20 protein-coding genes are annotated in these 22253 nt (G+C 62.8%); 12 read left to right on the top strand and 8 right to left on the bottom strand.

The genetic code is table 11. The annotated features are described in order from the left end of the window. Window positions 1-403: 403 nt before the first annotated feature. Window positions 404-1009, bottom strand: coding sequence for a protocatechuate 3,4-dioxygenase subunit alpha (gene pcaG, locus SJI00_RS18130; RefSeq protein ID WP_322463057.1), 606 nt, complete (start codon window positions 1007-1009; stop codon window positions 404-406). Window positions 1010-1020: 11 nt separating this feature from the next. Then, window positions 1021-1740: a protocatechuate 3,4-dioxygenase subunit beta gene (gene pcaH, locus SJI00_RS18125; protein ID WP_322463056.1), complete on the bottom strand. Its 720-nt coding sequence runs from the start codon at window positions 1738-1740 to the stop codon at window positions 1021-1023. 205 nt (window positions 1741-1945) lie between these two features. Between pcaH and ypfJ the strand changes: the two genes are divergently transcribed. Together ypfJ and SJI00_RS18115 are read left to right on the top strand one after the other, a co-directional pair. After that, the gene (gene ypfJ, locus SJI00_RS18120; RefSeq protein ID WP_322463055.1) at window positions 1946-2842 is read left to right on the top strand and encodes a KPN_02809 family neutral zinc metallopeptidase; all 897 of its coding nucleotides are present in this window, start codon (window positions 1946-1948) and stop codon (window positions 2840-2842) included. A gap of 231 nt (window positions 2843-3073) precedes the next feature. Continuing rightward, window positions 3074-4990 carry a HAMP domain-containing methyl-accepting chemotaxis protein gene (locus tag SJI00_RS18115; RefSeq protein WP_322463054.1) on the top strand — a complete coding sequence of 639 codons (1917 nt, stop codon included), beginning with the start codon at window positions 3074-3076 and terminating at the stop codon, window positions 4988-4990. A gap of 329 nt (window positions 4991-5319) precedes the next feature. Here the strand turns inward: SJI00_RS18115 and ggt are convergent, their stop codons facing one another. From ggt to mdaB, 3 genes are all read right to left on the bottom strand, one after another. Next, window positions 5320-6987, bottom strand: a complete 1668-nt coding sequence (gene ggt / locus SJI00_RS18110) for a gamma-glutamyltransferase (RefSeq protein WP_322463053.1) — start codon at window positions 6985-6987, stop codon at window positions 5320-5322. 72 nt (window positions 6988-7059) lie between these two features. Next, window positions 7060-7956, bottom strand: a complete 897-nt coding sequence (locus tag SJI00_RS18105; protein WP_322463052.1) for a LysR family transcriptional regulator — start codon at window positions 7954-7956, stop codon at window positions 7060-7062. Between the two features lie 74 nt (window positions 7957-8030). Then, window positions 8031-8618: an NADPH:quinone oxidoreductase MdaB gene (gene mdaB, locus SJI00_RS18100; RefSeq protein WP_322463051.1), complete on the bottom strand. Its 588-nt coding sequence runs from the start codon at window positions 8616-8618 to the stop codon at window positions 8031-8033. Window positions 8619-8789: 171 nt separating this feature from the next. Here mdaB and SJI00_RS18095 point away from each other — a divergent pair, with 171 nt between their 5' ends. Continuing rightward, on the top strand, window positions 8790-9104 hold the full coding sequence (locus tag SJI00_RS18095; protein WP_322463050.1) for a putative quinol monooxygenase: 315 nt from the start codon (window positions 8790-8792) through the stop codon (window positions 9102-9104). On the opposite strand, the gene SJI00_RS18090 is transcribed toward SJI00_RS18095, so the two are convergent. Next, on the bottom strand, window positions 9094-9858 hold the full coding sequence (locus SJI00_RS18090; RefSeq protein WP_322463049.1) for a sulfite exporter TauE/SafE family protein: 765 nt from the start codon (window positions 9856-9858) through the stop codon (window positions 9094-9096). The two genes, SJI00_RS18095 and SJI00_RS18090, sit on opposite strands and share 11 nt — an antisense overlap. A gap of 175 nt (window positions 9859-10033) precedes the next feature. On the opposite strand from SJI00_RS18090, the gene SJI00_RS18085 reads away from it, so the two are divergent. The 7 genes from SJI00_RS18085 to SJI00_RS18055 all read left to right on the top strand — a co-directional run bounded on the left by SJI00_RS18085 (window position 10034) and on the right by SJI00_RS18055 (window position 16550). Beyond that, window positions 10034-10639 carry a CDP-alcohol phosphatidyltransferase family protein gene (locus tag SJI00_RS18085; RefSeq protein ID WP_322463048.1) on the top strand — a complete coding sequence of 202 codons (606 nt, stop codon included), beginning with the start codon at window positions 10034-10036 and terminating at the stop codon, window positions 10637-10639. 28 nt (window positions 10640-10667) lie between these two features. After that, window positions 10668-12425, top strand: a complete 1758-nt coding sequence (locus SJI00_RS18080; RefSeq protein ID WP_322463047.1) for a bifunctional alpha/beta hydrolase/class I SAM-dependent methyltransferase — start codon at window positions 10668-10670, stop codon at window positions 12423-12425. Beyond that, a complete protein-coding gene (locus tag SJI00_RS18075) occupies window positions 12422-13732 on the top strand; it encodes a phosphatase PAP2/dual specificity phosphatase family protein (protein ID WP_322463046.1) in 1311 nt (436 codons plus the stop codon). The genes SJI00_RS18080 and SJI00_RS18075 overlap by 4 nt, the downstream gene beginning before the upstream one ends. Before the next feature lie 277 nt (window positions 13733-14009). Next, a complete protein-coding gene (locus tag SJI00_RS18070; RefSeq protein ID WP_322463045.1) occupies window positions 14010-14444 on the top strand; it encodes a hypothetical protein in 435 nt (144 codons plus the stop codon). Window positions 14445-14451: 7 nt separating this feature from the next. Then, entirely contained in the window at window positions 14452-15075 is a 624-nt protein-coding gene (locus SJI00_RS18065) for a lysophospholipid acyltransferase family protein (protein WP_322463044.1), read from the top strand. 1 nt (window position 15076) lies between these two features. Beyond that, complete coding sequence (locus SJI00_RS18060) at window positions 15077-16009, top strand: phosphatidate cytidylyltransferase (RefSeq protein WP_322463043.1); 933 nt, start codon at window positions 15077-15079, stop codon at window positions 16007-16009. A 196-nt stretch (window positions 16010-16205) separates the two neighbouring features. After that, complete coding sequence (locus tag SJI00_RS18055) at window positions 16206-16550, top strand: cupin domain-containing protein (protein WP_322463042.1); 345 nt, start codon at window positions 16206-16208, stop codon at window positions 16548-16550. Window positions 16551-16732: 182 nt separating this feature from the next. On the opposite strand, the gene mmsB is transcribed toward SJI00_RS18055, so the two are convergent. Together mmsB and SJI00_RS18045 are read right to left on the bottom strand one after the other, a co-directional pair. Next, window positions 16733-17623: a 3-hydroxyisobutyrate dehydrogenase gene (gene mmsB, locus SJI00_RS18050; RefSeq protein WP_322463041.1), complete on the bottom strand. Its 891-nt coding sequence runs from the start codon at window positions 17621-17623 to the stop codon at window positions 16733-16735. 10 nt (window positions 17624-17633) lie between these two features. Then, window positions 17634-19160: a CoA-acylating methylmalonate-semialdehyde dehydrogenase gene (locus SJI00_RS18045; protein ID WP_322463040.1), complete on the bottom strand. Its 1527-nt coding sequence runs from the start codon at window positions 19158-19160 to the stop codon at window positions 17634-17636. Between the two features lie 133 nt (window positions 19161-19293). On the opposite strand from SJI00_RS18045, the gene SJI00_RS18040 reads away from it, so the two are divergent. Further along, on the top strand, window positions 19294-20241 hold the full coding sequence (locus tag SJI00_RS18040; protein WP_322463039.1) for a LysR family transcriptional regulator: 948 nt from the start codon (window positions 19294-19296) through the stop codon (window positions 20239-20241). Between the two features lie 313 nt (window positions 20242-20554). Next, entirely contained in the window at window positions 20555-21694 is a 1140-nt protein-coding gene (locus SJI00_RS18035) for a protein kinase family protein (protein ID WP_322463038.1), read from the top strand. Window positions 21695-22253: the final 559 nt, after the last annotated feature.

Here is a 22253-nt window from a genome sequence, read left to right as displayed (position 1 = left end):
TCAGAACGCATGGGTAACGGCTGAAGCTGTCTCTCAACGTAATGCAGTCGCAGTTGAAGCCTACTACCTCGATCACCCTCTTCTGCTGGAATCATCTTGCCAGGCTTGACGCGATCTGGTGCCTGGAGGGGGCCGGCTGTGCCGACCTTCATGAATGAACTCGCTCCACAGCGTGCTGCGGCTCAAGCCTACTGTGAGCGAGCTCGCTCGCGATGGAGGTCAACGATAACGCGAACGCCTGGGAGAACGCGGTGCCTGGGCATTTTTCGCGAGCGAGCTCGCTCCACACTGTTCACGGCCGCTGACCGCAACCCAGTCAAGCCCTGGCGGGGCATCCGATCCGGCGCTGCGGTCAGCCGCGATGGTCGGCGAAGCCGACCCCGTTCAGCCCAGCAACGAGCCCTCAGAAATCGAAGAACACCGTCTCCCCTTCCCCCTGGATGCGCATGTCGAAGCGGTAAGCCGTCTTGCCGTCCACTTCGCAGCGCCTGGCGATCAGCGTTTCGCGGCGCTGGGGTTGCTCGATCAGGTTGAGCACCGGGCACTGGGCGTTGGCCTCGGATTCGTCGTCAAAGTAGAGCCGCGTGTGCAGGTGGATGTTGATGCCGCGGGCGAACAGGCTGATGTTGATGTGCGGCGCCATTGGCACACCGGCGGCGTTGTTGACCACGCCGGGCTTGACCGTGTGCAGCGTCCATTCACCGGCATCGAACGTGGTGGCGGTGCGGCCAAAGCTGTTGAAGGGGTTTTCCAGGTGGTAGTCATCCTGGTAATGGCCGTTGGCATCGGCCTGCCACACTTCCAGGAAGGAATCGCGCACCAGGTGGCCGTTGCCGTCGTAGACGTGGCCGATGAGCAGAATGTGCTCGCCGGGGGCTTCGGGCCGGGCCAGGCAATTCCAGATCTCCTGGGGGCGTGGCCGATTGCCGGCCGCTTGCAAGGCCAGGCCGATGTGCACGTAAGGGCCGGCAGTCTGCGACGGGGTTTCGGGTAGCAGTTGAACAGGCATGGCGCAGCTCCTCAGCGGTGCTCGAAGTGGGTATGGCGCTGGCCGCGCAGGACGATGTCAAAACGATACGCCAGGCAATCCATCGGGTTGGCGTTGCTCATGTCGAGCTTGGCGATCAACTGCTCCACGGCCTGGGCGTTGGCGATGGATTTGACGATCGGGCACAGCGGGATCAACGGGTCACCCTCGAAATACAGCTGGGTGATGAGCTTGGTAGCGATGGCCGGCCCACTGATGGAGACGTGGATGTGCGCCGGGCGCCAATCATTGGGACCATTGCGCCAGGGGTACGGGCCCGGCTTGATGGTGCGGAAGCTGTAATCGCCATCGCGGTTGGTCAGGCAGCGACCCACACCGCCGAAGTTCGGGTCCAGCGGCGCCAGGTAACGGTCGTTCTTGTGCCGGTAGCGGCCGCCGGCGTTGGCCTGCCACATCTCCACCAGCGTGTGCGGCACCGGGCGGCCGAACTGGTCGACCACGCGGCCGGCAACGATGATGCGCTCGCCGATGGGCAGGCCACCGTGATCGAAGTTGAGCAGCAGGTCATGATCGTGCTCACCGAAGCCCAGGTGGGAGAAATTCGGCCCGGTGGTTTCGCTGATGGACTGCGGGATGCTGACCAGTGCCTGGCGCGGCGAGCGGGCATTGGAGGTCTTGTAATCGGGGGTCAGGGCTTTGGGGTGCCAGTTGCGATCACGGATCACAAAGCGGCGAGTGTCCTGGGCAGGCATGCCGTTGTCCTCTCTTGAAATTATGAGCGCCTGTGTGTAGCAGGCGGACGTGCAGTTTCAGTGAGTGAGCGACCGGCGAATATTGAAAACAGCACACTCCGACTTATCCAAACGGTTATGGATAAAGCACAAGTTCAGGGCAGCGTCACACCCTGAACTAATCTGCCTTTGCAAAGCTCATACAGCTTATTGCAGGAGACTCCTCATGGATTGGCGAAAAGGCCGGCGTAGCGACAACGTAGTGGATGCCCGTGGTTCCGGGGGCGGTGGCGGCGGTATGCGCTTTGGTGGCGGCAAAGGACTGGGGCTTGGCGCCATCCTGTTGATCGTCGGCATTGGCTGGCTGACCGGCCAGGACCCGATGCAGATTCTTGGCCAGCTGACCGGCCAAGGTGGCCAGGTCGAACAGCGTCAGGCGGCACCGGCCGGTACCGAAGGCAAGGCACCTCCGGCCAACGACCAGCAGGCCGACTTTGTGGCCTCGATCCTGGGCGACACCGAAGACACCTGGAAAGCCCTGTTCGCGCAATCGGGCCAGCAATACCGCGATCCGAAACTGGTGCTGTTCAGCGGCCAGGTCAATTCGGCCTGCGGTTTTGCCTCTGCGGCTGTCGGGCCGTTCTACTGCCCGGCCGACCAGCGCGTGTACCTCGACATGTCGTTCTTCCGCGAAATGGAAACCCGTTTCTCGGCCGCTGGCGACTTCGCCCAGGCCTATGTCATCGCCCACGAAATTGGCCACCACGTGCAAACCCTGCTTGGCGTGTCCAAGGAAGTGCAGGCAGCCCGCCAACGCGGCGAGCGCATGGAAGGCGCCAATGGCCTGCTGGTGCGCCAGGAGCTGCAAGCCGACTGCTTTGCCGGAGTCTGGGCCTATCAAGCGCAGAAACGCCTGAACTGGCTGGAGCCAGGTGATGTGGAAGAAGCCCTGAACGCAGCCAACGCCATCGGCGACGATCGCCTGCAGCAACAAGGCCAGGGCCGCGTAGTGCCTGACTCGTTCACCCACGGCACCTCGGCCCAGCGCGTGCATTGGTTCAAGGCCGGTTTCGAGAACGGCGATGTGACCCGTTGCGATACCTTCAACGCTCGCAGCCTCTGACCCCCTGCCCCACCCCTCAGGAGCGGCGTTCGCCGCTCCTTGCACCTTCCCCACGCCTCACCAGGAGAGAGCTGGCACATTGCCAGATCATCCCTGGCAATTTCTGCTGAAAAAGCGTTTCAGCTCACACGATCCCAGCCGATAACCCTCGGGTATCAGCGGGTTCTGAAGAATAAAAACGCCCGCGATGACGACTCAAGCGAGCGATAGATTTCTTCAGGGAGTGCGTGCATGAACAGCTGGTTTGCCAACATCAGCGTCAATATAAAACTGGGACTGGGCTTCGGCATCGTCCTGATCCTCACCAGCCTGCTGGCACTGACCGGCTGGTTCAGCGTGGGGGGGCTGATCGACCGATCCAACTGGATGAGCGACATCGGCCAGCTCAACAAAGACCTCGCCGAGCTGCGCGTGGCGCGGCTGCAATACATGATCGCCAACGGCGACGACGCCTCGGCCGCCAATGTACAGGCCAAGCTCGACACTTTCAGTGCCCAGCAGCAACGCCTGGCCAAGACCTTCAAGAGCGAAGAGAACGTGCGCTTGCTGGGCGAGCTGGGCAAGACCATCGAGCAGTACAAGGTTTCGCTGAACCTGATGCGCGGCGGCTACAACGCCTCGCTGGCGGCCCGCGCCAGCATGCGGCAAGCGGCGGCCAACGCCGACACGGCCTTGGAAAACCTCGGCCGCGACCTGCTGGCCCAGCCTGACGCCGACGCTACCCGCCTGGCCAATTACCAAGGAGTCGGCGCGGCCCGCCAGCAACTGCTGCGCCTGATGGTGGAAGTGCGCTCTTACATCGCCGACACCAGCCCAACGCAGGAAAAAGCCGCCCTGGCCCAGCTCGCCGCTACCCGCGTGGCTGCCGACAACCTGCAACAGCGGGTGCCGGGCGAGCGCGCCACACAGCCGTTCATCAACGAGGTGCAGGCCTACAGCCAGTCGATGCAGGCGTTCCGCGATGCGGTGGCGACCATCGCCAAGGCGCGTCAGGAAATGACCGTTGAAGGCGCTGATATCGTCAAGACCAGTGCCGCGCTGTACCAGATCCAACTGGATCGTCGCGACATCGAAAGCGCCCAGGCGCGCACCCTGCAGATCGCCGCCACCCTGCTGGCCCTGCTGTTCGGCATCGTCGCTGCCGTGATCATCACCCGCCAGATCACCAAGCCGTTGCAAGAGACCCTGACCGTGGTCGACCGCATCGCCCACGGCGACCTCACCCATAACGTGCGGGTCACCCGCCGCGACGAGCTGGGCGTGCTGCAGCAGAGCATCGGCCACATGGCTACCACGCTGCGCGAGCTGATCGCCGGCATCCGCGATAGCGTGACGCAGATCGCCAGCGCCGCAGAAGAGCTGTCGGCTGTGACCGAACAGACCAACGCCGGCGCCAACAGCCAGAAGATCGAGACTGATCAGGTGGCCACCGCCATGCATGAAATGGCCGCCACCGTGCAGGAAGTGGCGCGCAATGCCGAACAGGCCTCCCACGCCGCCACCAGCGCCGACGGCGAAGCCCGCGCCGGCGAAAAAGTGGTCGGCGAGGCGATTTCGCAGATCGAGCGCCTGGCCGGTGAAGTGCACCGCTCCAGCGAAGCCATGAACACCTTGCAGCAGGAAAGCCAGAAGATCGGCAGCGTCATGGACGTGATCAAGTCGGTCGCCGAGCAGACCAACCTGTTGGCGCTCAACGCGGCCATCGAAGCGGCACGGGCCGGTGAAGCCGGGCGTGGTTTCGCCGTGGTGGCCGACGAAGTGCGGGGCCTGGCGCAGCGTACGCAGAAATCCACCGAAGAAATCGAAGCCTTGATCGACGGCCTGCACCGCGGCACCCAGCAGGTGGCCACGATCATGCTCGGCAGCCGTGAACTGACCGACAGCAGCGTCGAGCTGGCCCGCAAAGCCGGTTCCTCGCTGGGCAACATCACCGGCACCGTGTCGAGCATTCAGGCGATGAACCAGCAGATCGCCGCCGCCGCCGAACAACAGAGCGCCGTGGCCGAGGAAATCAGCCGCAGCATTCTCAATGTGCGTGATGTGTCGGAACAGACCGCCTCGGCGAGCAATGAAACCGCCACCGCAAGTGTCGAGCTGGCCCGTTTGGGCGGACAGTTGCAGATGCTGGTCAGCCAGTTCAAGGTCTGATCGACGTCTCGACACGCGCACACCAGAGCTGCGCATCAGGGCAATGCTGTTCGTTTACGTCGAGCTCATGGCTTTTGGGCTGCTCCGCAGCCCATCGCGGCCAACCGCAGCGCCGGCCGGCCGCTCGGACAGGGCCGCCTCAAGAAGGCCAAGGCCGTGGCGCCCAGTAGGCGCGGCCGGTTCGGCGCTCCGGTCAGCCGCGATCGGCGGCAGCGCCGCCCCAAAAAAAGGCGACGCGTCGCGCCTGGCAACGTTCGATTGCAGCCATTGGCCTTCAACTGGACCAAACCGGGGGCCGGCACTGGCCGAGTGCCCCCCGCCTCCTTACCTCACTTGACGATCATGCCAACGCCACGCCCGCGTGGGTCGGAAGCCGTCTCCAGGGCAGTGCCGGTGACACGGATGGCCTGCACATCACCCATGTTCCAGCCTTGGTCTTCAAGGGTGTAGCCCATCTTCTTCAGCTCATCGGCCACTGGCCCGGTGAGGGGCGCATAGCTGTCGAAGTAGATCGTGTCCTTGGGCAGCAACTGGTGATGCACCCGCTGCGCGGCCACGGCTTTCTCCAGCGGCATGTCGTAGTCGTAGAGGTTGTTGATCACCTGGAAGATCGAGGTGAAGATCCGCGAACCACCCGGCGTACCCAGTACCAGCGTCACTTGTCCGTCACGGGTCACCAGGCTCGGGCTCATGGATGACAACATGCGCTTGCCCGGCTCGATGGCATTGGCATCACCCCCCACCACACCAAAGACGTTGGCCGTGCCCGGTTTGGCGCTGAAGTCATCCATTTCGTCGTTGAGCAGGAAGCCTGCACCCTTCACCACCACGCCGCTGCCGTAGTCGAGGTTGAGGGTGTAGGTGTTGCTGACCGCGTTGCCCTGTCGGTCGACGATGGAAAAATGCGTGGTCTGGTGCGATTCCAGCCCCGGCTTGATCGAATCGGTCGCGGAAATGGCCGTTGGGTTGACCTGCGCAGCGCGCTTGGCCAGGTAGTCCTTGGCGATCAGCTGAGCGACCGGAACCTTGGTGAAGCCCGGGTCGCCCAGGTAATCGGCGCGGTCGGCGAACACACGCTTTTCGATCTCGGCCAGCAGGTGGATGTAACGCGCCGAATTGTGCGCAACGCCTTTGAAGTCGGCAGCGCGGTCTTCCTTGATGCCCAGCAACTGGGCCAGGGCAACGCCGCCAGAGCTCGGTGGCGGTGCGGTGTACACCACATTGCCGCGCCAGTTGATGGCGATCGGGTCACGCCACACGGCCTTGTAGTCTGTCAGGTCTTCACGGGTGATCAGGCCCTTGTCGGCCTGCATCTGCTTGACCAGCAGTTCGGCGGTCTTGCCCTGGTAGAACTCGCTCACGCCCTTTTCGGCGATGCGCTCCAGGGTCATGGCCAGTTCCGGCTGCTTGAACGGCTGGCCGACCTGCATGCTGCCGAAATAGTCGTTGAAGTTGGTGCCGGCCTTGAACAGGCCCTGAGCGTCGTCGCGGTACTGGTATTGCTTTTCGGCAATGGCAAAGCCGTTCCTGGCATAGCCGATGGCCGGGGTCAGCAATTCGCTCCATTTGAGCTTGCCGAACTTCTGGTGCGCTTCCCAGAGGCCCATCACCGTGCCCGGCACGCCGGCAGCGCGGGCGCCGACCAGGCTGAGGTTCTCGATCAGCTCGCCTTTTTCGTCCAGGTACATGTTGCGCGTGGCCGCCTTGGGCGCCACTTCGCGGTAGTCGAGAAAATACGGCTTGCCGTCGACGTACAGGGTCATGAAGCCGCCACCGCCGATGTTGCCGGCCTCGGGGTAGGTCACGGCCAGGGTGAAGGCGGTGGCAACGGCGGCGTCGACGGCATTGCCGCCGCGCTTGAGGATATCGGCAGCGACCTTGGCCGAGTACTGGTCAGGGGCGGCAACAGCGCCACCGTCGAGCGTGACGGCATAGCTGGCGGAGCTGCCGAGGAACAAGGCCGTGGCGGCCAGGGACTGAAAAATGACGATACGCATGGGCGCTTTCCTTGGGGATTGTTCTTATTGACTCCACATTAAGGCCCAAGGCAAGGCGCGGTGCAAACGCGTTCAACAGGCATAGATCGCCAGCTTCTGCTGAATGAAGTCGAGAAAGCACTGAATGCGCAGGGCCAACTGCGTGTTGCGGTAGTAGACCGCATGGATCGGCTGGCGGTGGCCGCTGTTGGCGTCGGCGAGCAGCACCTGCAGGCGACCGTCGCGAATGTCCTGGTGGGTCATGAAGTGCGACAGGCAGACGATGCCCTGCCCGGCCAGGGCCAGGTGGCGCAGGGTTTCACCGCTGGAGGCCAGCACCTGCGGGCGGATCGGCCAGCGGTCGCCTTCGGCGTGGCGCAGGGGCCAGTGGTTGAGGCTTTCCGGCTGGGTGAAGCCGAGCAGGCAGTGATCGTTCAGCGCTTCGACCTGGTCGGGAACGCCGTGGCGCGCCAGGTAGTCGGGGCTTGCCAGCACCAGTCGCGGGCTGCAGCCGAGCGAGCGGGCATGCAGGCTGGAATCGCTCAGCTCGCCGATGCGGATGGCGATGTCGGTACGCTGTTCGAGCAGGTCGATGATCAGGTCATCGGTGTTCAGTTCCAGCTCGATGTCCGGGTAAGCGCGGCGAAACTCGCCGATCCACGGCACGATGGCGTGGGACATGAACGGTGCGGCGGCATTGATGCGCAAACGCCCCGCCGGCGTTTGCCGATGCAGCTCCAGGTGTTCTTCCATCGCCGCCATCTGCGCAAGGATCGCTCGCGAACGTTCGAGGAAGAAGCGCCCCTCTTCGGTCAGGTCCATGCGCCGCGTGGTGCGGTTGAGCAAGGTGGTGCCCAAACGAGATTCGAGCCGCGACAAGGTGCGGCTGACCGCCGAAGGCGTCTGCGCCAGTTGCTCGGCGGCGGCAGAGATCGAACCGCAGTCGATCACGGTGACAAATACCTGGAGTTCTTCGGAGCGGGTTTTCACAGCGGACAAGCCTGTTGCGGGGTGAGCCGTGATTGATAACGGCTCGCGGGCCCGACTGCAACCCTGGCCGCGCATCAGGCCTGCCCGAACACCTCGGCCAGGTGCGCTTCATAGGCCGCAACCGTGGCCGGCACGTCAGGCCGCTTCATCACATCGACTGCGACGAACGTCGGCAGGCCGCTCATGCCAAGAAACTGGTGGGCCTTGTGGAACGGGAAGTAGACGGCGTCCACCCCTTTGCCTTCGAAGAAATCGCTGGGGTCATCGAAGGCCTGCTGCGGCGCGTTCCAGGTCGCAGAAATCATGTAGCGCTTGCCGTGAATCAGCCCGCCGCTGCCGTACTTCTGCGAAGCATCGGAGCGCGTGCGGCCATCGCTGGCATACAGGCTGCCGTGGCCGACGGTGAACACTTCATCGATGTACTGTTTCACGGTGTAGGGCGCGCCCATCCACCAACCGGGCATCTGGTAGATCACCACGTCGGCCCAGAGCCAGTCCTGGACCTGTTGCTCGGCCTCATAGCCGCCGTCGATGAAGGTCTGGCGCACGTTGAAACCGGCGCGGTCGAAATAGGCCAGGGCAGTGTCGTGCAGGGTCTGGTTCAGGCGCCCGTCGGAGTGAGCGAATTGCTTGCCGCCATTGAGCAGGAGGATGTTTTTCATAAAGGGGCCTCAAAGGGTCAAACATGACCCACTGGATAGGAATGGCGGCAGACTATCCATCAACCCGCTTGGGAAACAGTGTGAACGCGGCAAATCATAGTTGCGCAAAAATCACGAATCCCGCCCCGACTGTTGTCATAGAATCAGAACCCTTACCCTCAGGAGCCGACCATGGCCGAGCATCACGCCTTCATCCTCAAAGCCAAGACCCACCCCGAGCGCGCCGACGCCTTCGAGCGCCTGTTTCGCGCCTATGTCGAGCCGAGCCGGCAGGAGCCTGGCTGCATCGAATACCACATGCTGCGCGACCAGCAAGACCCGAGCCTGTTCATCTTCTTCGAGGTCTGGGCCAGCGAGCACGACTTCAACACGCACATGGCCCTGCCGCACATGCGCACCTTCGTCGAGCAGCGCATGGAGTACCTGGAAAGGGATTTCGACAGTCAGCGTATCGAGATGCTCAGCCCGTCCTCGGCTAGCCGTTGAACAGCAAGTGAGCGCCCAGCACCGCCAGGCCGATGAAGAAGCAGCGCTTGAACAACACCGGGCTGATGCGTTGGCGCAACCATTGGCCGGCGATCATGCCCAGCAGCGCGGGCGCCAGCATCAGCAGTGACGCGCCCAGGGCCTGACCGCCCAGCGCATCCTGCCCCGCCAGACCTACGGCCAGGGCCAGGGTCGAGACGGTGAATGACAGCCCCAGCGCCTGCACCAGCTCATCGCGGTTCAAGCCCAGGCTCTGCAGATAAGGCACTGCGGGCATGACGAACACGCCAGTGGCGGCCGTCACCACACCCGTCGTCAGCCCGCACAAGGGCCCCAGCCAACGCTCGTGCCGGGGCGTTACCCGCAACTGCGGACCGATCAGCCCATACAGCGCGTACACCACCAACGCCGCGCCCAGCCCATGCACCGCCCATGGCCCGCTGTCGATGCCCAGCCACAGGCTGCCCAGGCAGGTACCTACGAAGATCATCGACAACAGACCGGACAAGCGCCGCAGCAGCGGCCGCAGGTGGCCGCCCGTGCTCAGTTGCCAGACGTTGGTGACCGTAGACGGCACGATCAGCAGCGCGGCCGCCTGTGCCGGCGGCAGGCCCAGGCCGAGCAGACCCATGGCAATGGTCGGCAGCCCCAGACCGATGACGCCCTTGACCGCGCCGGCCAAAAGGAAAGTCACCAGCACCAGCAACGAAAGTGCCGGGCCGATGTCCTGATACAAACCGATAAATGTGTGCATGGCAGGCATCGTGCCGTCTCACGCCATGGCTGGCAACCGTTCCCACAGGCGCCGGTCAAGCCGGGCAACCTTACCGTCTCTGGACCCGGTCACATCCTGGCCAGCACGCGCTTGCTGCGGCACGGGGCGCCGCGCACAATCGGCCATCGCTGCACCATGAAAAGGACCTCCAGGCATGCCGTCGATCTACCAGCTCAAACCCCGTTTCCAGGCCTTGCTGCGCCCCAGCGTGCAGCGTCTGCACGCGCGTGGCGTCACCGCCAACCAAGTCACTGTGGCCGCTGCGGCCGTGTCCTTACTGCTCGGCCTGCTGCTGGCTTGGCGCCCTGATGCCAACGCGCTGTTCCTCCTGGTGCCGTTGTGGATGCTGATGCGCATGGCACTCAATGCGGCCGACGGCATGCTCGCCCGTGAATTCGGCCAGCAATCGACCCTCGGCGCCTACCTCAACGAGCTGTGCGACGTGATCGCCGATGCGGCGCTGTGCCTGCCCTTCGCGCTGCTCGCCGGCGTCTCGCCCAGCCTGGTGATCCTGGTGGTGCTGGCCGCGGTGATCAGCGAGTACGCCGGCGCCATGGGCCCTCTGGTGGGCGCCTCGCGCCGTTATGACGGACCGATGGGCAAGAGCGACCGCGCCTTCGCCTTCGGTGTGCTGGGGGCTGGCGTCGGCGTCGGCTGGTTGGCCGCCAGCTGGATCAATGGCCTGCTCGCTGTGATGCTGCTGCTGTCGCTGTACACCCTCTATAACCGGGTGCGTCACGGCATCGCCGAAACCCGCTGACCCTTTCTGCCGGACAAGGACTTTCGCCATGCGCCAAGCGCAATCGCTGCATTTTTCCACCCACGATGGTGTCGAGCTGCACTACCGCCACTGGCCGGCCACGCTGAACGAGCACCAACCGCGCCGTGCGGTGGTGATGTTCCACCGGGGCCACGAACACGGCGGGCGCATGGCTCACCTGGCCGACGAGCTGGACATGGCCGGTTATGACTTCTTTGCCTGGGACGCCCGTGGCCACGGCCTCTCGCCTGGCGCACGCGGCGACAGCCCGAGCTTCGCCACCAGCGTGCGCGACGTGCAGACCTTCATCGAGCACCTGCACCTGCAGCACGGCATCGAGGAGCAGGACATGGTAGTGCTGGCGCAAAGCGTCGGCGCGGTGGTGGTGGCCACCTGGGCCCATGATTACAACCCCAAGGTGCGCTGCCTGGTGCTGGCCTCGCCGGCATTCAAGGTCAAGCTCTATGTGCCCTTCGCCCGCCCGGGCCTGAAGCTGATGAAGGCCCTGCGCGGCAACTTCTTCGTCAACAGCTACGTCAAGCCGCGGCTGCTCACCCACGACTCGGACCGGGTGGCCTCGTACAAGGCCGACCCGCTGATCAGCCGACCGATTTCGGTGACCATGCTGCTGGGCCTGTACGACGCCGCCGACCGCGTGGTGGCCGATGCCCAGGCGATCCAGGTGCCGACCCAACTGCTGGTCTCCGGCGCCGACCTGGTGGTGGAACGTGCCCCGCAGGCGCGCTTCTTCGAGCGCCTGGGCAGCGTGCGCAAGGAAATGCATGTGCTGCCGGGGTTCTTCCACGACACCCTGGGCGAGCGCGACCGCAGCCATGCGCTGGCGCGCATCACGCGTTTCGTCAGCCACTGTTTCGACGCCCCGGCCGCGCCCGTGTCGCTGCTCGATGCCGACCGCGTCGGCCCGACCCTGGCCGAGGCGGAAAGCCTGGCCGCGCCGTTGCCGCCCTACTCGCCGCGCGCCTTGTACTGGCGCGCCACCCGCGCCGGTTTGCGCCTGGGTAAAGGCCTGTCGGACGGCGTCAAGCTGGGCTTTGACACCGGCTTCGACTCCGGCAGCACGCTCGATTACGTGTACCGCAACCAGGCCACCGGCAAGGGCGCACTGGGGCACAAGGTCGACCGCAGCTACCTCGATTCCATCGGCTGGCGCGGCATCCGCCAGCGCAAGCTGCATGCCGAAGAACTGCTGCGCGAGGCCATCGCCCGCCTGCGCGAGGCGCAACGCCCTGTGCACATCGTCGACATTGCCGCCGGCCACGGCCGCTACATTCTCGAAGCCTTGAACACCCTGGCGCAAAAGCCCGACTCGATCCTGCTGCGTGACTACAGCGAGCTGAACGTGCAGCAGGGCAGCGCGCTGATCGAGGAAAAAGGCCTGGGCGAGATTGCCCGCTTCGTGCAAGGCGATGCCTTCGACCGTGCAAGCCTGGCCAGCCTGGACCCACGACCCACCCTGGCGGTGGTGTCGGGGCTGTACGAACTGTTCGCCAGCAACACGCTGGTGAGCGATTCCCTGGCGGGCCTGGCCGATGCCGTCGAGGAAGGCGGTTACCTGGTCTACACCGGCCAGCCGTGGCATCCGCAACTGGAGATGATCGCCCGCGCGCTGACCAGCCACCGCCAGGGCCAGGCGTGGGTCATGCGCCGGCGTAGCCAGGCAGAGATGGACCAACTGGTCGAAGCTGCAGGCTTTCGCAAGATCAGCCAGCGCATCGATGAGTGGGGCATCTTCAGCGTCAGCCTGGCGCAACGGGTGCGCGCGTGACAGCGCGGCGTGAGCCACGGCTGATCCGCCGTGGCGTGCTGTGGTTGCTGTTGCTCGGGCCGCTGTTCTTCATCAGCTATGGGCTGAGCAACACCTACACCGCCACGCGCAGCGATGTCGGCACGCTGGTGTTCGACTGGGAAAGCCAGCTGCCGCTGTGGCCGTGGACGATCATTCCCTACTGGTCGATCGACCTGCTTTACGGGCTGGCCTTTCTGCTCCCGCTGACCCGCCGCGAGATGGACCGCCACGCGTTGGCACTGCTCACCGCGCAGTGCGTATGTGTGATGGGTTTTTTGCTCTGGCCGCTGCGCTTCACCTTCGACCGCCCGGCGCTCGACGGCGGTTTTGGCTGGATGTTCGATGTGCTGATGGGCTTCGACAAACCGTTCAACCAAGCGCCATCACTACACATCGCGCTGCTGGTGATCATCTGGACGATGTTTGCCCGGCACGTGCATGCCCAGCCCTGGCGCTGGCTGGTGCATGGTTGGATGGCGCTGATCGGGGTGTCGGTGCTGACCACCTGGCAGCACCATTTCATCGACGTGCCCAGCGGTGCCCTGGTGGGGTTGTTGTGCCTGTGGCTGTGGCCGGCGCACGGTGCATTGCCGTGGCAGCAGGCGGCGTTGGCCAGGGATTCGCGACGCTGGCGGCTGGCGGCGGCCTATGGGCTGGGCGCAGGCCTGTGTGCTGCCCTGGCGCTGACTGTGGGTGGGCTGGCGTTGTGCTTGCTGTGGCCTGCCGTGTCGCTGCTGCTGGTGGCCCTGAACTACGCCTGGCTAGGCGCTGCCGGCTTTCAGAAAGGTGCCGATGGGCGTCTGTCGATGGCCGCGACGCTGCTACTGGCGCCCTATCTGGCGGCGGCGGCGCTCAATGCGTGGTGCTGGACGCACAAGCGGCCGCAGGCTGACGAAGTGTGCGCTGGCGTGTTCCTCGGCCGTGTGCCCAGCACGCAGGACGCCGCCGCGTTCGCCGCAGTGGTCGACCTCAGCGCGGAACGCCCGTGCACAGCTCGTATCGCCCATTACCGCAGCCTGCCGAGTCTCGATCTGGTTGCCCCCGACCGCGCAGCACTGGCGCAGGCGGCCGCAGAGATCGAAACCTTGCGCCACCACGGTCCGCTGCTGGTGTGCTGCGCATTGGGCTACTCGCGCAGCGCCAGCGCGGTGGCGGCCTGGCTGTTGTTGACCGGGCGCAGCGCGACAGTGGCGCAGGCCGAAGCGCTGATCCGCCACGCTCGGCCTGGAATGGTGCTGCATGACGGGCACCGGCGAGTGCTGGGCGCACTGGAGCAGCAAAGATGAGCCAGCGTTCAGCGTTCGAAACACTGACATCGCACGGCGCCGCACTGCGCAACGCTGGAACGGTGATCGCCCACCTCAACGCCCTGAACGTGCTGAGCGGCCTGCCGGCAACAGGGGCAGCGCGCATCGGAGGGGCGCCCATGCTCTACGCCCTGGCGTTGGGCCTGGGCGCTGCCTCGCGCTCAGTACCTGAAGCGGTCGGCCGTCCTCTGCAACGCTCTGGACGGTCCTCACGCGCTCGACCTCGGCAGCGGCCCGGCACAGCGGGGAGACGTTCATGAAGCTGTTCCTGGTAGCGTCACTGCTGCGCCGCGGCGCGCAACTGGAACGCTTGTCAGATGGCATCACGCTGGTGGCTCTGGCCTACGCGTGCACACCCTTGCTCGGGCTCCCACTGCCGCCGCTGGCCTGTGCGGGCGCGGGCCTGCTGGTCGTGCTGGGCCTTGCTCATAAGTACTGGGCCCTGCGCGTCGCGCTGGATGCCGAGCTGTTCATGCGTATTGCCCAGAGCGGCCCGACGCTGGCGGTCGAGACCCAGGCCCTGGACGAGGCCCTGCACGACCTGCACCTCAAACCCAAATCCGCCACCCCACGCGATTGGCCCTCCCGCAGTCAGGGCGCGCTGATCTTGCTGCGTCGACAGGCCCTGTGTTTCGGCCTCCAGACCTTGCTGCTGTTGGCTAGCCTGCTGACACTGCCCTTCACCGGATAACCCACCCATGCTCGCTGATCTCACCGCCTTCAGCATCACCTCTGCCGCACGCCTGATCACCGGTGCCCGCGCCCTCTGGCTCGGCTGCACGCCACAGCCGGTGCAGCGCCTGTACTTCGCCAACCACAGCAGCCATGGCGACTTCGTGCTGCTCTGGGCCTCCCTGCCCAACGCCCTGCGCAAACGCACACGGCCGGTCGCAGGCGCGGATTACTGGTGCAAGCCGGGCCTGCGTGAATTCCTCATTCGCAAGGTGTTCAACGGCGTACTGATCGACCGCCAACGCGGTGAACCTACCGACAGCCCGCTGCAACCCGTGCTCGACGCCCTGGCCCAAGGCGACTCGCTGATCTTCTTCCCTGAAGGCACGCGCAACCTCAGCGACGCGCCGCTGTTGCCGTTCAAAAGCGGGTTGTTCCACCTGGCAGCGGCCAATCCGCAGATCGAGCTGGTGCCGGTGTGGATCGCCAACCTCAACCGCGTCATGCCCAAGGGCCGTGCCCTGCCGCTGCCGCTGCTGTGTACCCTGAGCTTTGGCGAACCCCTCACTCGACTGCCCGGCGAAAGCAAGCCGGAGTTCCTCGAACGGGCCAGCCTGGCCTTGCTCAACCTGGCCCCCAAGGACGCCTGACATGGACGACAACACCCTTTCTCTGTTCGCCGGCATCGGCGCACTGCTGCTGCTGGCCAGCCTCATCGGCCGGCTGCTCAAATGGCGCGCCGGTCCCGGCGCGCATTCGGTCATCGACAACCTCAACGCGCGCATCAACGCCTGGTGGGTGATGGTGCTGGTGATCGGCATCGCTTTCGTGTTCGGCAAGTACGGCGTGATCGTGCTGTTCTACTGCGTGTCGTTCTACGCCCTGCGCGAATTCATGACCCTCACCCCGACCCGGCGCAGCGACTACCCTGCCCTGGCCGCCGCGTTCTACGTGGCGCTGCCGGTGCAATACGTACTGATCGCCACTGACTGGTACGGCCTGTTCAGCATCTTCATTCCGGTCTACGTGTTCCTGTTGCTGCCGATTCTGGCGAGTTTGGGCGGCGACACCACGCGCTTTCTGGAGCGCACCTCGAAAGTGCAATGGGGGCTGATGATCGCGGTGTATTGCGTGTCGGCCGTGCCGGCCCTGATGACCCTCGACATCCCGGGCTATGAAGGCCGCAACCTGCTGCTGATCGCCTGGCTGATCCTGGTGGTGCAGATCAGCGATGTGCTGCAGTACGTGTGCGGCAAGCTGTTTGGCAAGCGCAAGGTGGCGCCCAACCTCTCGCCCTCGAAAACCCTCGAAGGCCTGCTTGGCGGCGTTGCCCTGGCGACCCTGGTGGGCGCGCTGCTGTGCTGGATCACGCCGTTCAGCTTCTGGCAGGCGGCTTTGATGGCGCTGGTGGTCAATGCCATGGGCTTCTTCGGCGGGCTGGTGATGTCGGCGATCAAGCGCGACCGCGGCGTGAAGGACTGGGGCCACATGATCGAAGGCCACGGCGGCATGCTCGACCGGATGGATTCGGTGTGCTTCGCGGCGCCGGTGTTCTTCCACTTCGTGCGGTATTGGTGGGCGTGACGGAGCAAAGGCATGCTTCTGCCCATCGCGCGAATGGATTCAAGGGCTGCTCTGGCGCCGCACGGGCAGGCTTTGTACGGAATTGGTGGGCGTGAAGTAGCGCGTTCAGGCACTTACAGGTCGAGCGCAGGCAACTGATGCTCGACCATTAGGCCTATGGTTGCCTGTCAACCCGCTACCTTTCAGGAGCCTGCACATGTCCGATTTCATTACCGTCCTGCGCGAAACCTGCCCAACGCCTGTGGTCGATGCCACCAAGTGGAAGCGCATCGGTGGTGACCCGCACACGGTCAACCTCAACGCCTACCTGTCGGCCGACGGCAGCAAGATCATGGGCACCTGGATCTGCACCCCAGGCAAGTTCGAGGTCAACTACGACAAGTGGGAGTTCTGCCACTTCCTCGAGGGCTACTGCATCATCACCCCCGAAGGCGAAGCGCCCAAGCACCTCAAGGGCGGCGACGTGTTCGTGATCGAGCCGGGCATGAAAGGCACCTGGGAAGTGGTCGAAACCGTGCGCAAGTACTTCGTGTTTGCCTGATTCGCGTTGATCGCATCAACGACTTCGCCCGCGTGATGCGGGCGAAGTCGTTTTTAGGCTGGGTCGCATTTCTTCGCAAGATCCGACTGCGCACTGGAAACCGAAGGAGCCTGCCTACCGCGGTCCCTATAGGAGCGGCCGGCCCGGCGCTCCGGTTAGCCGCCATGGTCTGCGCAGCAGGCCTACTCCATGCGCCGCCGATACCCCTCGACGATCGCCGAGAAGTCCTTCCCGCCCTCCCCGCGCAAACTCATGGCCTGATACAGCTGCTGCGCCACCGCGCCCATGATCACCGGCTGATGCGCCTGTCGCGCGGCCTCTGTCGCCAGGCCCAGGTCCTTGAGCATCAGCTCCGCCCCAAACCCACCGGTATACCCGCGCGCCGCCGGCGCCGTGTCGATGACCCCCGGCCAAGGGTTATAGGTATCCGAGCTCCAGCAGCGCCCGGTCGAGCTGTTGATGATGCCTGCCAGCACCTGCGTGTCGATCCCCAGCGCATCGCCCAGCGCCATCGCTTCCGACACGCCGATCATGGAAATGCCCAGCAGCAGGTTGTTGCAGATCTTGGCGATCTGCCCCGTGCCCACGCCGCCGCAATGCACGATATTTCGCCCCATATGCGCCAGCACCGGTTTGAACGCCGTGAACAGCGCGTCACTGGCGCCGACCATGAAGGTCAGGGTGCCTGCCGCCGCGCCACCGGTACCGCCCGACACCGGCGCATCGCCCAAATCGACGCCTTTGGCCTTGGCCGCTTCGCTCACCTGGCGCGCGGTCTGCGGGTCGATGGTGCTGCAGTCCAGCGTCGGCGTACCGGCGCGGATGCCGGCCAGCACTCCGTCCTCATTCAGGTACACGCTGCGCACGTGCGCCGCAGCCGGCAGCATGGTGATCACGGCGTCAGCCGTGGCCGCAGCGTCTTTGGGCGAGGTACTGATCTGCCCGCCCATGGCGCTCAGTTCAGCGAGCACGCCCTGGTTGAGGTCGAACAGGTTCAGCTGATACCCGGCCTTGAGCAGGTTGCGCGCCATCGGTGCGCCCATGTTGCCCAAGCCTATGAATGCAATACGCATGGCGATCTCCTCAACGCAGGCTGATGGTCGTGTTCACACCGTCGTTGACGCTGTCATCGTCGAACCAGCGCGCCGTCACGGTCTTGGTCTGGGTGTAGAACTGGATCACCTGCTTGCCATAAGGCCCCAGGTCGCCCAGCTTCGAGCCGCGCGAACCGGTGAAGCTGAACAGCGGCACCGGCACCGGAATCGGGATATTGATCCCCACCTGGCCCACATCGATCTCGCTCTGGAACTTGCGCGCTGCTGCCCCGCTCTGGGTGAACAAACCCGTGCCATTGCCGAACGGGTTGCGGTTGACCAGCGCGATGGCTTCATCCAGCGTGTCGACCGCAAGCGTCACCAATACCGGTCCGAAGATTTCCTGGGTGTAGATGTCCATCTCGGTGGTGACCCCGGAAAACAGCGTCGGCCCCACGAAGTTACCCTGCTCGTACCCCGGCACCTGCACGCCGCGACCATCCAGGTCCAGCGTTGCGTCCTGTTCGACACCGCGCGCGATCAACCTCAGCACCCGCTCCTGGGCACGCTTGGAAATCAGCGGCCCGACGTCTGTGCCCGCCTCGCACCCGGCATTGACCCTGAGCTGGCTGGCTGCGGCCTTGATGTCTGGCAACCACTCCCGCGCCTTGCCCACCAGCACCGCCACCGAGGTGGCCATGCAGCGCTGCCCGGCGGCGCCAAAGGCAGCGCCGACCAGTGCGTTGACCGTTTGCGTGCGATTGGCATCAGGCAGCACCACCGCATGGTTCTTGGCCCCCATCATCGCCTGCACGCGCTTGCCATGCTGGCTGGCGAGGGTGTGCACATGGGTGCCCACTGCCGTAGAGCCGACGAAGGAAATCGCCTTGATGTGCGGATGCGTGCACAGCGCATCGACCACCTGCTTGCCGCCATGCACCACGTTCAGCACCCCCGCCGGCACACCGGCTTCAAGCGCCAGCTCTACCAGCATCACGGTCGACAGCGGGTCTTGCTCCGAAGGCTTGAGCACGAAGGTGTTGCCGCAGGCGATGGCCATGGGAAACATCCACAGCGGAATCATCGCCGGGAAGTTGAACGGCGTGATGCCCGCACATACCCCGATGGGCTGGCGCAAGGTATAGGTATCGACGCCACCGGCCACGTTCTCGGCGAACTCGCCCATTTGCAACGTACCGATGGCCGCCGCATGCTCGACCACTTCCAGGCCCCGGAAAATGTCGCCTTCGGCATCGGCCAAGGTCTTGCCTTGCTCTGCACTCAACGTCTGCGCGATGCGCGGGCTGTGCTCGCGGATCAACGCCTGCAGCTTGAGCATGATCCGCGCGCGCGCGCCGATCGGGGTTTCACGCCAGCCGATGAAGGCCCGCTGCGCTGCCTCGATGGCTGCGTTGACTTCCGCGTCAGTGGCGAACGGCACACGCGCCAGCACCTGTTGCGTAGCCGGGTTGACCACATCGCGCCATTCCTGCGTAAGGGATTCGATCCATTGACCGTCGATCAGCAGCTTCACCTGCTGAACTTGAGTCTGATCGGGCTGTTGAGGGGCATTCATCGACGTTCTCCTTGGAATTGTTGTGAGGACGAGATCGCAGGCGCCAGCACAGTGGCAGCATGGCGCCATGGGGATGAATTCGAGTATAGATGTGCAAACATCCTGCAAAACCCAACAAAAAAACCGGATCGTCATGCAGAAAGACCCCACCCGCCTCAGCGCACTGAACTGGGACGACCTCAAGTTCTTCCTGGAAGTGGCGCGCACCCGCAAGGCCAGCAGCGCGGCCAAGCGCCTGGGCGTCGACTACACCACCGTGTCGCGCCGGGTCAGCGCCCTGGAGCACGCCCTTGGCACCTTGTTGTTCGAAAAATCCCGCACCAGCGGCTTCGTGCTGACCCTCGAAGGCCAGCGCCTGCTCGGCTATGCCGAGTCCATCGAAAGCACCCTGCACATGGCCTGCGAGCAAGTCTCCGGCTCCGGCATGGCGCTGTCGGGCCATGTGCGCATCGGCTGCACCGAAGGCTTCGGCACCTTTTTCATCACCCCACAACTGAGCCACTTCGTCGACACCTACCCGGCCATCTCCATCGACATCCTGCCGCTGCCGCACTTCATCAGCCTGTCCAAGCGCGAAGCCGACATCGTCATCGCCCTGGAACGCCCCGAACACGGCGCCTACGTGTGCTGCAAACTCTGCAACTACCGCCTGCGCCTGTACGCCACCCCCGCCTACCTCGAACGCCACCCGCCCCTGCAACAGGTCGGCGACCTGAGCCAGCACCGCTTCATCAGCTACGTCGAAGACCTCGCCTTCAGCCCCGAACTGCTCTACCTGAACAACCTGATCCCCAACGCCCACGCGCCCCTGCGCAGCACCAGCGTGATCGCGCAGTACACCGCGGCGGTGCAAGGGCATGGCCTGGCGATCCTGCCGTGCTTCCTGGCGGGACAGGATGCGCGGCTGGTGGAGGTGTTGCCGGAAGAGGTGGAGGTGACGCGGGAGTTCTGGATGTATTGCCGGGAGGACCTGCGCAAATTGCGGCGGATTGTGTTGGTGTGGGATTACATACGTGAGGCGACCGAGCGCAATCAGGCGTTTCTGTTAGGCGACACCGGGCGGATGACGTTTTTGGATTGAAATTTTTAAGGAATCAGGTGGTTGTATCGTATCGGGGGATAGCAGGGCAGTGACCAAAGATTTGTGACACTGGTTGATACATGACTTGTTACACCCGAAAGCACCTTGATTGGTTTCAAGCCCATGTGGCGACGATGTGCGGGTCGTGTAGGATCAAGTCGAATAGCCGACAGGCCGGTAACGGCCTGCCGCCACACAGCGCCCCTCTGCGACAGGTCACCCCCCCATGAGGAAGCCAAATTTGAATAATGATGTCATTCCGAAATCACTCCTATCCTGTTAGTCTTCGGCGGAATAGCGAGGGACGCGACTAATGCAGATCAATCAGAAAATCCATTTTCCACTAAGTAGAAGCTTTGTCCTCCAAGCTGAGCTAGGCCAAGGAGCGTGTGGCAAAACAGTTTTGCTGCATGATGATGAGATTGATGAGTATCTGGTATGTAAGAAATATTCCCCACTCCTGGACGAGTGGAAAGAGGCTTTATATAAAGGCTTCGTGGCCGAAATAAAAATAATGTATTCATTGCATCACATCAATGTCGTCCGCGTTTTCAACTACATGCTATATCCAGAAAAATATGCTGGGTATATTTTCATGGAGTATGTAGAAGGCACCGACATTGAGGAGTATCTGACACGGCACCCCGAAAGCACAAACGAGGTATTTTTGCAGATAATTGATGCCTTCGCCCATCTTGAATCACGAAACATTCTTCACCGAGATATTAGACCATCAAACTTAATGGTTACAAATAATGGCGTTGTCAAAATTATTGATTTCGGATTCGGAAAGAAAGTTCTCGAAATCGTAGACTTTGACAAAAGCATCTCACTCAATTGGTGGTGTGAACTTCCGGTAGAATTCGAAAGCCAACTGTATACACATGCAACTGAGGTATACTTTGTCGGAAAACTGTTCGACAAAATAATATTCGAAAACGCTATAGTCTCGTTCAACCATTCTGCCCTGCTAGAAGAGATGACGAAACGTTCGCCACACGAGCGCATTGATTCCTTCGCTCGCGCAAGGGAAGCGGCGCTAAACAACACAACAGAATCGGTAGCTTTTACAAATTATGAAATTTCGACTTATCAGGACTTCTCCCGCAGCCTCGAATGGGCAGTCTCAAAAATAGTATCTGATGCCAAATATTTTGAGGTTGATGAGTTTTCTGTTCGCTTAGAGAAAGTATATAAAAGCGTGATGCTTGAAAACCAAGTCACCTCTAATACCGAAGTAATTAAATGCTTCATAAATGGTGCCTACTACTATAACAAGAATCACAAAATGTCCGTCAGTGTAATCAAAAAATTTCTAGCACTCCTATGCAGCAGTAGCAAAGAAAAAAGAAACATAATAGAAGCTAATATTTATGCAAGGCTGGACGCTGTCGAGCGGTATAAACCAAAACCAGTGCCAGATTTTAGCAGCTTCGATGATATTCCGTTCTGACTGGCTGAGAACCGTATTTTTATCGTCTACGCCACTCATCGCCAAAAATCTCAACACAAAAGTACGTGCTTCCGCAAATCAAGGAATTATGAAATGATGGCAAATTGACGCCTACCACAGGGATTGAGAGGGAACAAATGGACGCCCAGTCATACATTTATAGCGAACAGCTATCGGAGCTGAACGACAGCGGCATCCAGTGCCCGCCACTAGGAGCATCGTCACTGACGTTAAATGCTTGGAGGTGGGTTGCCAACCCGATAACTGAACGTTGCTTCCACCCAGTAGCAGTGAGGAACCCTCCACGACTCTTGAAAGAGGACGCTCCGTCCAAGGTGTGCTCTTGCTGGGGGCTTTCGATGTACCTAACATTGGACCAAAGCGTTTTGGCCTTTAAGTATCTTGAGAAAAACTTCAAGATGGCGCGCAAAAGACTTGGGGATCACGTCGCGTGTATTTCGATCACACCCACTCACGGCGTTTGTTCCGCAGCTGATAGACATGGCCATTTCGACCTTCACCCCTACGCCACGGCAAATCTGAACTCTAGCGTGTCTGG

The organism is Pseudomonas gebzensis (assembly GCF_034427815.1).
Taxonomy (GTDB): Bacteria; Pseudomonadota; Gammaproteobacteria; order Pseudomonadales; family Pseudomonadaceae; genus Aquipseudomonas.
Note: the sequence above shows the minus strand (reverse complement) of the source record. Positions and strands in the feature narration are given on the sequence as shown.

Bases quoted from the DNA above. Each gene is read 5' to 3' on its own strand.
- SJI00_RS18090 (WP_322463049.1), bottom strand. From the start codon at position 9,858: ATGCACACATTTATCGGTTTGTATCAGGACATCGGCCCGGCACTTTCG.
- SJI00_RS18070 (WP_322463045.1), top strand. From the start codon at position 14,010: ATGAAGCTGTTCCTGGTAGCGTCACTGCTGCGCCGCGGCGCGCAACTG.
- SJI00_RS18095 (WP_322463050.1), top strand. From the start codon at position 8,790: ATGGCCGAGCATCACGCCTTCATCCTCAAAGCCAAGACCCACCCCGAG.
- SJI00_RS18040 (WP_322463039.1), top strand. From the start codon at position 19,294: ATGCAGAAAGACCCCACCCGCCTCAGCGCACTGAACTGGGACGACCTC.
- SJI00_RS18115 (WP_322463054.1), top strand. From the start codon at position 3,074: ATGAACAGCTGGTTTGCCAACATCAGCGTCAATATAAAACTGGGACTG.
- ypfJ (WP_322463055.1), top strand. From the start codon at position 1,946: ATGGATTGGCGAAAAGGCCGGCGTAGCGACAACGTAGTGGATGCCCGT.
- mdaB (WP_322463051.1), bottom strand. From the start codon at position 8,618: ATGAAAAACATCCTCCTGCTCAATGGCGGCAAGCAATTCGCTCACTCC.
- SJI00_RS18080 (WP_322463047.1), top strand. From the start codon at position 10,668: ATGCGCCAAGCGCAATCGCTGCATTTTTCCACCCACGATGGTGTCGAG.
- SJI00_RS18055 (WP_322463042.1), top strand. From the start codon at position 16,206: ATGTCCGATTTCATTACCGTCCTGCGCGAAACCTGCCCAACGCCTGTG.
- SJI00_RS18065 (WP_322463044.1), top strand. From the start codon at position 14,452: ATGCTCGCTGATCTCACCGCCTTCAGCATCACCTCTGCCGCACGCCTG.
- ggt (WP_322463053.1), bottom strand. From the start codon at position 6,987: ATGCGTATCGTCATTTTTCAGTCCCTGGCCGCCACGGCCTTGTTCCTC.
- SJI00_RS18035 (WP_322463038.1), top strand. From the start codon at position 20,555: ATGCAGATCAATCAGAAAATCCATTTTCCACTAAGTAGAAGCTTTGTC.
- SJI00_RS18085 (WP_322463048.1), top strand. From the start codon at position 10,034: ATGCCGTCGATCTACCAGCTCAAACCCCGTTTCCAGGCCTTGCTGCGC.
- SJI00_RS18060 (WP_322463043.1), top strand. From the start codon at position 15,077: ATGGACGACAACACCCTTTCTCTGTTCGCCGGCATCGGCGCACTGCTG.
- pcaG (WP_322463057.1), bottom strand. From the start codon at position 1,009: ATGCCTGTTCAACTGCTACCCGAAACCCCGTCGCAGACTGCCGGCCCT.
- pcaH (WP_322463056.1), bottom strand. From the start codon at position 1,740: ATGCCTGCCCAGGACACTCGCCGCTTTGTGATCCGTGATCGCAACTGG.
- mmsB (WP_322463041.1), bottom strand. From the start codon at position 17,623: ATGCGTATTGCATTCATAGGCTTGGGCAACATGGGCGCACCGATGGCG.
- SJI00_RS18045 (WP_322463040.1), bottom strand. From the start codon at position 19,160: ATGAATGCCCCTCAACAGCCCGATCAGACTCAAGTTCAGCAGGTGAAG.